General features: G+C 63.5%; 13 protein-coding genes. 11 read left to right on the top strand and 2 right to left on the bottom strand.

The window, feature by feature from the left end; genetic code table 11:
• The first annotated feature begins 103 nt into the window (after positions 1 to 103).
• A complete protein-coding gene (locus RWT78_RS23855) occupies positions 104 to 862 on the top strand; it encodes an ABC transporter permease (RefSeq protein ID WP_003945183.1) in 759 nt (252 codons plus the stop codon).
• A gap of 9 nt (positions 863 to 871) precedes the next feature.
• Here the strand turns inward: RWT78_RS23855 and RWT78_RS23850 are convergent, their stop codons facing one another.
• Together RWT78_RS23850 and dapD are read right to left on the bottom strand one after the other, a co-directional pair.
• Complete coding sequence (locus RWT78_RS23850; protein ID WP_314681395.1) at positions 872 to 2254, bottom strand: amino acid permease; 1383 nt, start codon at positions 2252 to 2254, stop codon at positions 872 to 874.
• Positions 2254 to 3207 (bottom strand): 2,3,4,5-tetrahydropyridine-2,6-dicarboxylate N-succinyltransferase, encoded by a 954-nt coding sequence (dapD, locus tag RWT78_RS23845; protein WP_019749368.1) that lies wholly within the window; start codon positions 3205 to 3207, stop codon positions 2254 to 2256. The genes RWT78_RS23850 and dapD overlap by 1 nt, the downstream gene beginning before the upstream one ends.
• A gap of 49 nt (positions 3208 to 3256) precedes the next feature.
• On the opposite strand from dapD, the gene dapE reads away from it, so the two are divergent.
• From dapE to RWT78_RS23795, 10 genes are all read left to right on the top strand, one after another.
• Entirely contained in the window at positions 3257 to 4327 is a 1071-nt protein-coding gene (dapE, locus tag RWT78_RS23840; RefSeq protein ID WP_172403543.1) for a succinyl-diaminopimelate desuccinylase, read from the top strand.
• Positions 4328 to 4343: 16 nt separating this feature from the next.
• Positions 4344 to 5147: a TIGR00730 family Rossman fold protein gene (locus RWT78_RS23835; RefSeq protein WP_003945176.1), complete on the top strand. Its 804-nt coding sequence runs from the start codon at positions 4344 to 4346 to the stop codon at positions 5145 to 5147.
• Positions 5141 to 5698 carry a TIGR00730 family Rossman fold protein gene (locus tag RWT78_RS23830; RefSeq protein WP_003945191.1) on the top strand — a complete coding sequence of 186 codons (558 nt, stop codon included), beginning with the start codon at positions 5141 to 5143 and terminating at the stop codon, positions 5696 to 5698. The genes RWT78_RS23835 and RWT78_RS23830 overlap by 7 nt, the downstream gene beginning before the upstream one ends.
• Positions 5699 to 5810: 112 nt before the next feature.
• Positions 5811 to 7583, top strand: coding sequence for a long-chain-acyl-CoA synthetase (locus RWT78_RS23825; protein ID WP_314681391.1), 1773 nt, complete (start codon positions 5811 to 5813; stop codon positions 7581 to 7583).
• Between the two features lie 30 nt (positions 7584 to 7613).
• Positions 7614 to 8513 (top strand): dihydropteroate synthase, encoded by a 900-nt coding sequence (gene folP, locus RWT78_RS23820; protein WP_314681389.1) that lies wholly within the window; start codon positions 7614 to 7616, stop codon positions 8511 to 8513.
• On the top strand, positions 8510 to 9451 hold the full coding sequence (locus RWT78_RS23815) for a glucosyl-3-phosphoglycerate synthase (protein ID WP_003945188.1): 942 nt from the start codon (positions 8510 to 8512) through the stop codon (positions 9449 to 9451). The genes folP and RWT78_RS23815 overlap by 4 nt, the downstream gene beginning before the upstream one ends.
• A gap of 32 nt (positions 9452 to 9483) precedes the next feature.
• The gene (locus tag RWT78_RS23810; protein ID WP_003945181.1) at positions 9484 to 9861 is read left to right on the top strand and encodes a DivIVA domain-containing protein; all 378 of its coding nucleotides are present in this window, start codon (positions 9484 to 9486) and stop codon (positions 9859 to 9861) included.
• Positions 9861 to 10430 carry a DNA-3-methyladenine glycosylase I gene (locus RWT78_RS23805; protein ID WP_030536943.1) on the top strand — a complete coding sequence of 190 codons (570 nt, stop codon included), beginning with the start codon at positions 9861 to 9863 and terminating at the stop codon, positions 10428 to 10430. The genes RWT78_RS23810 and RWT78_RS23805 overlap by 1 nt, the downstream gene beginning before the upstream one ends.
• Before the next feature lie 151 nt (positions 10431 to 10581).
• Positions 10582 to 10749, top strand: a complete 168-nt coding sequence (locus RWT78_RS23800) for a DUF3117 domain-containing protein (RefSeq protein ID WP_003945169.1) — start codon at positions 10582 to 10584, stop codon at positions 10747 to 10749.
• A gap of 117 nt (positions 10750 to 10866) precedes the next feature.
• The coding region (locus RWT78_RS23795; RefSeq protein ID WP_399552185.1) for a putative RNA methyltransferase at positions 10867 to 11309 on the top strand (443 nt) is incomplete at its 3' end.

The raw sequence follows: 11309 nt of genomic DNA, 5'->3' as shown, positions 1-11309 counted from the left end.
ATCCGGGTGTCGGTGCACACCACGCAAATACACAGCAGGCAAACACGCAGCAGGCAAACACGCAGCAGGCAAACACGCAGCAGGCTATGGGAGGTGCACTGTAATGGCTGTTCTCAGTGCGGAACGTATCAAGATCACCACGACCAAGTCGCCGCTGTGGTGCACGATCATCATCATCGTGCTCGGGTTGGGACTCGCTACCGTTTTCGGACTGAGCGCCAAGTCGTCGCTCAGCAACCCCAACGGTGCAATGATGCCGACAGTTTCGGGGGCACTCAGTGGAGTGACCGGCTTCGGTGTGTTGGTTCTGATGATCATGGCGGCTCTCGCGATCACCAGCGAATATCGTTTCGGGACCATCCGCACCACCTTCCAGGCGGTTCCGAACCGCGCCTCGGTGCTCATCGCCAAAGCGGGCCTCATCGGTGGGTTCGGAGCGGTGCTGACTCTCGTGTTGTCGTTCGGCGCCTTCGGCCTCACGAAGGCCACATCAGGTGACGCCGGAAGATTCCTGACTCTGTCCGGCGACGAGAACTGGCGGGTCGTCTACGGAACACCGATCTACGCGTTCTTCTGCGTAGTTCTAGCAGTCGGAGTGGGCGCGTTGCTCCGGCAGTCTGCAGGTGCGATCGCGCTTCTGCTGTTGTGGCCCTTGCTGATCGAGAATCTTTTCAACCTGTTCGGAAGTATCGGCGAGAAGATCATGCCGTTCCTGCCGTTCATGAACGCCAACAATTTTCTCGGTTCCGGCGGTAGCGTCGATTTCCACTGGGGACCCTGGGGCAGCCTGATCTACTTCGCCCTCTTCGTGCTCGTCGTATTCGGTCTCAGCATCGTCGTCGTGAACAGGCGGGATGCATAGGCACACGGATCAGACGGGCTGATTCTGCTTACGCCAACGGGCGTTCAGGAAACCCAATGCCGCGATCACGAGGAACAACACGGTGGTCGAGATCAACTGTGCACGGGCATCGGCGTCGAAGAGCATGAGGACGACGAAAACACCGAGCATCGCGAGTGTCGCGTAGCTCAGATACGGGAACAGCCACATCCGAACCGTCAGCTTGCCCGACGCTTCGAGTTGTTTTCGCAGTCGCAGATGCGAGACGACGATGAAGATCCAGATGACCAGCAGCGCAGCGCCGACTGCGTTGAGCAGGATGCCGAGCAGGTCGTCGGGGAGCAGCCAGTTGAGCAGGACGCTGACGAAGCCGAAGAACACCGACAGCAGAACGGCATTGGTCGGAACTCCGGTGCTCGACAGTTTCGCCATGAAGGCGGGTCCGTCGCCGCGGCGCGAAAGTGAGAACGCCATGCGAGAGGTGCCGTAGATGTTGGCGTTGAAGGCGGAAAGCAACGCCACCACTACGACGAGTTCCATGAACCCGGCAACGCCTGGAATGTTCGCCTTGTTCAGGACGGCCACAAACGGGCCGCTCTCGAGTTCGGGGTCGTTCCAGGGCAGCACCAGAACCATGATCGAGATGGCGCCGATGTAGAAGACGCTGATGCGCCACACGACGCTCCGGACAGCGACGGCGATGGAGCGTTCCGGATTCTCGGATTCGGCTGCGGCGATGGTGACGATCTCGATCCCACCGAAGGCGAATGCCACGACGAGAAGTCCTGCGGCTATGCCGGACAATCCATTGGGCATGAAGCCGCCCTGCCCGAACAGATTGCTCGTACCGACCGGGTCGGTATCGGGCAGGAGACCGAACACCAACAGGACACCGACGATCAAGAAGCCGATGATGACGGTGACTTTGATTGCGGCGAACCAGAACTCGAACTCACCGAAGTTGCTGACTTTCGCCAGGTTCACCACGGCGAAGAACACCACGAAAACCAGGGCGACAACCCATTGCGGGATCGACGGCACCCAGTCGTTCACGATCGCCGAAGCCCCGGTGATCTCGGCGCCCAGCACCATGATCAGCATGAACCAGTAGAGCCAGCCCATCACGAAGCCGGCCCACTCGCCGATCCCCAGGCGTGCGTAGTGAGAGAAGGAACCGCTGGCCGGGATCGCGGCGCCCATCTCACCGAGCATGCGCATCACGAACACCACGACGGCGCCCGCAAGGATGTAGGAGATCAGGACGGCCGGCCCGGCCTTGGCGATACCGACGCCGGTTCCGAGGAACAGGCCGGCGCCGATGGCCGAGCCCAGGCCCATCATCGTCAGATGGCGGACCTTGAGACCGTGGCCGAGAGCAGTGGTTGTTCCGTCGGAGACGTCGGTGCTACTCATCAGTCGTTAGCGTGCAAAGCAGCGTTCAGTTCGACGCCGGTGCCCTTCCACGGCACGACCTCGACGGCACCCGAGACCGAGTTACGACGGAAGAGAAGGTTCGACTTGCCGCTCAGTTCCTTGGCCTTGACGACGGTTCCGTCCGGGCCGGTGACCTTGGTGCCGGCGGTGACGTAGAGGCCCGCTTCGAGGACGCAGTCGTCGCCGAGCGAAATGCCGAGGCCGGCGTTTGCACCGAGGAGGCAGCGCTTGCCGAGGGAGATCGTTTCCTTGCCTCCACCGGAGAGGGTGCCCATGATCGAGGCGCCGCCGCCCACATCGGATCCGTCGTCGACGACGACGCCCGCGGAGATGCGGCCTTCGACCATCGAGTTGCCGAGGGTGCCGGCGTTGAAGTTGACGAAGCCCTCGTGCATGACGGTCGTTCCGCTGGCGAGGTGTGCACCGAGTCGGACACGGTCCGCGTCACCGATGCGGACTCCGGACGGCACGACGTAGTCGACCATGCGGGGGAACTTGTCGACGCTGAACACGGTCACGACGCCGCGGATGCGCAGACGCGAGCGAACCTGCTCGAAACCTTCGACGGCGCACGGGCCGAAGTTGGTCCACACGACGTTGCTGAGCAGGCCGAACTGGCCGTCGAGGTTGACACCGTGGGGTGCGACGAGACGGTGCGAGAGGAGATGGAGGCGCAGGTAGACGTCATGTGCGTCGACCGGCGCCTTGGAGAGATCGGCGATGGTGGTGCGCACGACGACCTGCGATACCTCGCGAGCGTCGTCAGTGCCTGCCAGCAGTGCAAGATCGGAAGGAATATCTGTTCCCTCGACGTTCTCGGTACCGGTCTTGTCGAATGTTCCCAGCTCCGGTGCCGGGAACCAGGTGTCGAGGACGGTTCCGTCCGCGGTCACGTTGGCGATACCTACTGCTGTTGCTCCCTGTGCGCTCACGGGACTAGAGATTACTGGGTGGTGGGTGCACCGGCCTAGGCTGGTGCGCGTGAGCATCCTCGATCTTGCTTCGGACCCCATCGACTTGACGGCCGCCCTGGTCGACATCCCCAGCGTCTCGCACGACGAATCCGTCATTGCGCAGGCTGTCGAGGATGCGCTGCGTGAGCAGACTTCGGGCTTCGAGATCATCCGCAACGGCAATGCCGTGTTGGCGCGTACGTCGCGTGGTTTGCCCAGTCGGGTCATGCTCGCCGGACATCTGGATACGGTGCCGATCGCGGACAACGTTCCTTCGCGGCGTGACGGCGACATCCTGCACGGCTGCGGGACCGTGGACATGAAGTCGGGCGACGCGGTCTTCCTACACCTTGCGGCCACCATCGAGAACCTGGCCCACGATCTGACCCTCGTCTTCTACGACTGCGAAGAGATCGCCGCAACGTACAACGGCCTGGGACGGATCGAACGCGAGATCCCGCAATGGCTCGCGGCGGACGTCGCAATTCTCGGTGAGCCGACGGCCGGTTTCATCGAGGCCGGGTGTCAGGGCACGATGCGGGTGCGGTTGACGGCTTCGGGAACTCGCGCCCATTCGGCCAGGTCCTGGCTGGGGGACAATGCCATTCACAAGTTCAGCGGAGCGTTGGAGCGGTTGTCGAGTTACCAGCCGCGCTCGGTCGACATCGACGGTTGCGGCTACCGCGAGGGCTTGTCGGCGGTGCGGATCTCCGGTGGCGTCGCCGGAAACGTCGTCCCGGACGAAGCCGAGATGGACGTCAACTTCCGATTCGCACCCGATCGCAGCGAGGCACAAGCCGAGGCGCACGTGCGCGAAGTGTTCGACGGTCTGGGCCTCGGATTCGAGGTCACCGACTCCTCGCCTGGCGCGCTGCCCGGCTTGGCGAACCCGTCCGCTGCCGCCCTGATCGAGGCGGCCGGTGGTCAGTTCCGTGCGAAGTACGGGTGGACCGACGTGTCCAGGTTCTCGGCGCTCGGCATTCCTGCCGTGAACTACGGACCGGGTGATCCGAACCTCGCGCACAAGCGCGACGAGCACGTTCCGGTGCAGCAGATCACCGACGTCGCGGCCGTGCTGAGGAAGTATCTGTCGGCCTGACCGTTAGCCTTGCCGCATGGCACCAGAGAAGAATTCGGCTTCGAAGAAGCAGAGCTCGTCGATCAAGCACCGCGGGCCGGTTCAGCTTCGACGCAAGCGCAAGGACGAGAAGACCACGACGGATCAGCGCTTGCTCGACAAGCGCGGACCCACGGATTGGGTACACACCGATCCGTGGCGTGTGCTGCGTATCCAGAGCGAATTCATCGAAGGTTTCGGCGCACTCGCCGAGGTCCCGCGTGCGGTGACGGTGTTCGGTTCGGCCCGCACCACGGTCGATCATCCCGAGTACCAATCCGGGCGCGAGCTGGGAACGGCGTTGGCCGAGGCCGGGTACGCCGTCATCACCGGTGGTGGGCCAGGAGTGATGGAAGCTGCCAACCGCGGTTGCAGTGAGGCCGGCGGGTACTCGATCGGCCTCGGCATCGAGTTGCCGTTCGAGCAGGGACTCAACGAGTGGGTGGATCTCGGAATCAACTTCCGGTACTTCTTCGCACGCAAGACGATGTTCGTGAAGTACTCCCAGGCATTCATCTGCCTGCCCGGCGGCTTCGGAACACTCGACGAGCTGTTCGAGGCACTCACCCTGGTGCAGACCCACAAGGTCACGCGCTTCCCGATCGTCCTGTTCGGTACCGAGTACTGGTCCGGACTCGTCGACTGGATTCGCGGCACCCTCGAGCGGGACGGCAAGATTTCCGAAGGTGACGTGAATCTGCTGCACGTCACCGACAGCGTGGAAGAAGCAGTACGAATCGTCCTCAACGCCGACAAGGGCGTCGACGAGGCCGCAGATCTGGGGAAAGAAGAAGAATGGTGACCGATTCCGACAAGAAGTACTCGATCTGCGTCTACTGCGCGTCGGGTCCGGTGGACGAATCGTTCCTGGCGTTGGCTGCCGAGGTGGGAACCGCGATCGGTCGACGCGGATGGCAGTTGGTCTCGGGTGGCGGCAACGTGTCGATGATGGGCGCTGTCGCCGAGTCCGCTCGCGCGGCGGGTGCCTGGACCGTCGGCGTCATCCCGAAGGCCTTGGTGCACAAGGAAGTTGCCGACGTCGACGCCGACGAACTGATCGTCACGGACACCATGCGCGAACGCAAGAAGCTGATGGAAGACCACGCCGACGCGTTCATCACGCTGCCCGGCGGAATCGGGACGCTGGAAGAGCTGTTCGAGACGTGGACCGCCGGCTACCTGGGAATGCACGAGAAACCTGTCGTGATGCTCGATCCCGTCGGCCACTTCACCGGCCTGCTCGAGTGGTTGAACAAGCTCGACGGTACCGGCTTCGTCGGGCGTCAGGCGCTGGACACTCTGCTGGTGAGGACGGACGTCGAGGCCGCGCTCGACGCGTGCGTCAAATCCTGATCAGACGCGTGCGTGAAACCCTGACCTGGGGCATGGCGAGCTTTATTACCGTGCAGTAAGGTGGCCGCAGACTGGGCGGCCGAATGGGCGCCGGATACGTGTTAGGGGAGCCATGAGTTCGGAAGCCCGTTCGACCGTCGGCCTGCTGGATCTGGCGGCAAAACTGCCGTCGATGATCACCGAGGTGCCGATCCTGGCGCGGGGGGCCGCCGGGCTCACCCGTAAGCCTTCGGCCAAGGAATCGATCGGGTTGATCTTCCAGAAGGCCGCGCACGCGCACCCGTCGCGCCCGTTCATCCGGTTCGAGGGCCACGCGACCAGTTACGCGGAAGCCAACGAACTGGTGAACCGCTACGCGGACGTTCTCCGCGGCCGAGGAGTCGACCGCGGAGACGTCGTCGGAGTGCTGGCAAAGAACACTCCCGAAGCGCTGCTGATCGCCTTGGCTGCGGTAAAACTCGGCGCGGCAGCGGGCATGCTGAACTACAACCAGCGCGACGACGTTCTGGCACACAGCCTTACGCTCCTCGATGCGCGCGTCCTGGTGGTAGCCGACGAGTGCGAAGAAGCCCTCGAATCGTTGCCCGCCGGATTTAGCGGACCGAACCAACTTCTCGTCAGCGAACTCGCGGATCTGGCGAAGACGGCTGATCCGTCCAACCCCGCGGTCACCGCCGAGGTGCTGGCAAAGGAGAAGGCGTTCTACATCTTCACCTCGGGCACCACCGGAATGCCCAAGGCCAGCTTGATGACTCACTTCCGTTGGTTGAAGTCGATGTCGGGGCTCGGGTTGATGGGCGTGCGCTTGCGCGGCTCGGACACCCTGTACTGCTGCCTGCCGCTCTACCACAACAACGCGTTGACGGTCTCGCTGTCCTCGGTGCTCGCGTCCGGTGCGACAATCGCGATCGGACGTCAGTTCTCGGCCTCGCGGTTCTGGGACGACATCGCACTCAACAAGGCGACCGCGTTCACCTACATCGGCGAACTGTGCCGCTATCTGCTCAACCAGCCGGTCAAGCCGACCGACAGCGACAATGCTGTTCGGCTGATGGTGGGTAACGGTCTGCGCCCTGAGATCTGGGCCGAATTCACCCAGCGGTTCGGCATACCCCGCGTCGCCGAGTTCTACGGTGCCAGCGAATGCAACATCGCGTTCGTCAACGCACTCAACGTCGACAAGACGGCAGGCATCTGCCCGTTGCCGCACGCCGTCGTGGAGTTCGACGAGGACAGCGGAAAAGCGTTGCGTGGAGCCGACGGTCGACTCCGCAAGGTTTCCACGGGTCAGGTCGGACTCCTGCTGTCGAAGGTCACCGACCGGTCGCCTTTCGACGGTTACACCGACGAAGCGGCGAGCAACAGCAAACTGGTACGCGGCGGATTCAAGGACGACGACACCTGGTTCGACACCGGAGACCTGGTGCGCAAGCAGGGATGGGGCCACGTCGCCTTCGTCGACCGCCTCGGCGACACCTTCCGTTGGAAGGGAGAGAACGTTGCCACCACGGAGGTCGAGGGCGCACTGAGTTCGCACCCAGCCGTCGAGGAGGCAGTTGTCTACGGCGTCGAGATTCCGGGCACCGACGGTCGCGCGGGAATGGCGGCGGTCAAGCTGCGGGACGGTCAGAGCTTCGAGGGAAGCGAAGTTGCGGCACACCTCTACGGCAAGCTCCCCAACTACGCGGTCCCGCTGTTCATCCGCATCGTCGACTCACTCGAACACACCAGCACTTTCAAGTCGCGCAAGGTGGAATTGCGCAACGAGGGTTACGACGTCGGCGCCGACACTCTGCACGTTCTCGAAGGCCGTGAGGGTGGTTACGTGGACTCGTACGACGAATACGTTGGAAAGGTCGCGGCGGGCTCGGTACCCAAGGGCTAGACCGAGTTCCGTCATGCCAGTATGAGTGGCATGTCTTCACTCCCCGGTTCTACCGCGCAGCCAGGTCCGGCGCCCACCCTGTGTGGGCGTCCGGTCGCGGTCGACCGTGCACTGGTGATGGCCATCGTCAACCGCACTCCCGATTCCTTCTACGACCAAGGCGCGACGTTCTCGGATTCGGCAGCGATGGCTGCCGTCGACAGGGCCGTCGACGAGGGCGCCGATCTGGTGGACATCGGGGGAGTGAAAGCCGGGCCGGGTGACCTCGTCGACGCCGACGAGGAAGTCAGGCGGGTGGTTCCGTTCGTCGCCGCGATCAGGGCCAAGTACCCCGAGTTGATCATCAGCGTCGACACCTGGCGCAGTGGTGTCGCGCGGATGGCGCGCGACGAAGGCGCCGACCTGATCAACGACACGTGGGCCGGTGCGGATCCCGAACTCGTGGTGGTCGCTGCCGAGACGGGTGCCGGCATCGTCTGCTCGCACACGGGCGGCGCGGTTCCGCGCACCCGCCCGCACCGTGTCCGCTACGACGACGTCGTCGCAGATGTGGTCTCCGAGGTGGTGTCCGCGGCAGAACGCGCCCTGGCTCTCGGTGTTCCGCGTGACGCGATTCTGATCGATCCGACCCACGACTTCGGCAAGAACACCTTCCACGGGCTCGAGTTGTTGCGAAAAGTGGACGTTCTTGTAAACACCGGGTGGCCAGTGCTGATGGCGCTGAGCAATAAGGACTTCATCGGGGAGACTCTTGGTGTGGAGCTTTCCGAGAGGTTGGAGGGAACATTGGCAGCGACAGCAATGGCCGCGGCGGGCGGCGCCCGGGTGTTCCGTGTTCACGAGGTGGCGTCCACCCGTCGAGTCGTCGACATGGTGGCCGCGATCCAGGGACGCCGTGCCCCGGTACGTACGGTTCGAGGTCTGGCATGAGCATCACCGGTGCGGGCCCGACCCGCGTATGGGCAGACGCCAACAGTTGGGACCATCCGAGTTGGACGGTCGCCGAGCTCGAACGGGCGAAGGGTGGCCGAACCGTCTCGGTGGTGTTGCCCGCACTCAACGAAGAGGACACCGTTGCTGCGGTGGTCGACACCATTCATCCGTTGCTCGGTGGTTTGGTCGACGAGTTGATCGTTCTCGATTCCGGTTCGACCGACCGTACCGCCGAGCGTGCTCGCGCGGCGGGGGCGACGGTGATCAGTCGTGAGAGCGCAGTCCCGTCCATCCCGCCGACCGCGGGCAAAGGTGAGGTGCTGTGGCGTTCGGTCGCCGCAACGACCGGCGATCTGATCGCATTCGTCGACTCCGATCTCATCAATCCCGATCCGGCGTTCGTGCCCAAACTGCTGGGGCCGCTGCTCACGGTTGACGGCATCCATCTGGTGAAGGGCTACTACCGCCGTCCGCTGCGCGTGAGCGGCACGGAGGATGCCAACGGCGGCGGGCGAGTCACGGAATTGGTTGCGCGGCCCATGTTGGCCGCGCTGCGGCCGGAACTCACGTCGGTACTGCAACCGCTTGGCGGTGAATACGCGGGCACCCGTGAGCTGCTGTCCGCTGTCCCGTTCGCGCCCGGCTACGGCGTCGAGATCGGCCTTCTGCTCGACACGTACGACACGTTGGGGCTGGCGGCGATCGGTCAGGTCAATCTCGGTGTGCGCAAGCATCGCAACCGGCCGCTCGCCGACCTCGGTGTGATGAGCCGGCAGATCATCGGAACGATGCTCCGGCGGTGCGGGATCGAGGATTCGGGTGCCGGGTTGACCCAATTCCTGGTCGACGGCGATTCTTTCGTGCCCGAGACCACCGAGGTTTCGCTACTCGATCGACCCCCGATGAATTCGATAGTGCGCACCGCGGGGGTCTGACCGCTCACACTCGGGTATGGGAGTATCGGTCCATGATGACGATCCTCCTGTACCTGATTGTCATGGCACTGGTCGGCGCGATGATCTTCCTCGCCGCCAGTGCTGTGTTCGGGCGCTCGGAAGAGCTGCCGCCGCTGCCTCCTGGCACGACGGCGACCGTACTCCCGGCAGAGGACGTCACCGGGGCGGATGTCGACGCGCTGCGTTTTCAGCAGGTGCTGCGTGGCTACAAGGCGAGTGAAGTGGATTGGGCCCTGCATCGCCTCGGGTTGGAAATCGATTCTCTGCGTGCACAACTGGGCCGTGACGAGCGGTCTGAGGTCCTGGTGAAAGCGGATGCTCCGGCCAAGGCCGAAGCATCGCAGGAGGAGCCTGAGACCGTATCCGAATCGAAGGATTCCCAGGGCTGATGGCCGACGGACTCGTTCGGTGCGGCTGGGTGGTCGAGACGCCCGGCGACACGCTCTACCGCGACTATCACGACGAGGAGTGGGGGCGTCCGCTGCACGGGCGCGACGAACTGTTCGAACGACTCGCCCTCGAAGCATTCCAATCGGGACTTTCGTGGATCACGATTCTGCGCAAACGCGAGGCGTTCCGCGAAGCCTTCGACGGGTTCGATCCGGACAAGGTCGCAGCGTACGGAGTTGCGGATGTCGAGAGATTGCTCTCCGATGCCGCGATCGTCCGCAATCGCGCGAAGATCGAGGCGACGATTTCCAACGCCCGAGTGCTCGTGAATTCGCCCGATCTGGACCTCGATTCGTTACTCTGGTCGTTCTCGCCGCCTCGACGCACCAGAAGACTGACATCAATTGCAGAGGTTCCCGCGGTCACTCCCGAGTCGACTGCCATGGCTAAGGAACTCAAGCGGCGCGGGTTCAAGTTTGTGGGTCCTACCACGGCTTATGCGCTCATGCAGGCTACCGGAATGGTCGATGATCACGTGGCTGATTGCTGGGTTCCGGTGCAGGTGTGACGGTCGACTGAACACCCCTAAATGTGACTCAGATTCCCGGTTCCCGCATCCATAGGGAACAATGGAGGGTACGAGCCTCGCTGATTGTTGGCGGGGCGCACCGTTAGTCGAGGCGCAGAGCAATGCAGCGCAGATCTGGAGGGAGCAGAGGATGGCGGCCATGAAGCCCCGGACCGGGGACGGTCCCCTCGAAGCAACCAAAGAGGGACGAGGAATCGTCATGCGGGTTCCACTCGAGGGTGGCGGACGCCTCGTCGTCGAGCTGACCCCGGATGAAGCTGCAGCGCTCGGTGTGGAACTCACGAACGTCACCAGCTAGTCGGGTCCAGGTTGTAGCAGTACGAACAACAGCACGTGATTGCACGCAGGCTCCGTATCCGTTTCGGTACGGGGCCTGAAGTGTGTGCGCACCGCCGGTAGCCGAAAGGACGGATCAATGCTTGCCGCCGTGATCGATCTTCTGTCCTGCCCGCAGTGTGCTGCTGATCTGGAATTGGTGGACGGCGCCGCCGAGTGCGACCGCGGACATCGATTCGATATCGCTCGCCAGGGTTACGTGAGCCTGATCAGTGGCGGTGCCACGAAGTTCACCGGCGACAGTGCCGAGATGATTGCCGCGCGTGCACGATTGCTCGGCGCCGGCCACTTCGGCCCGCTGATGGATGCCGTCACCCGAGCCTGCGCGACGACGGCGAGGTCGGATCCCGCGCGGATCGTCGAAATCGGCGCAGGCACAGGACAATACCTCGCACACGTCGTGGATTCGCTGCCTGATTCTCGGGCGATAGCCTTGGACGTGTCCAAGTTCGCGGCCCGGCGTGCCGCGAAGGTCCACGAAAGAATCGGTTCGATCGTCGCAGACGTCTGGCAACCACTACC

Source organism: uncultured Rhodococcus sp., from assembly GCF_963525155.1.
Taxonomy (GTDB): Bacteria; Actinomycetota; Actinomycetes; order Mycobacteriales; family Mycobacteriaceae; genus Rhodococcus_F; species Rhodococcus_F qingshengii.
Note: the sequence above shows the minus strand (reverse complement) of the source record. Positions and strands in the feature narration are given on the sequence as shown.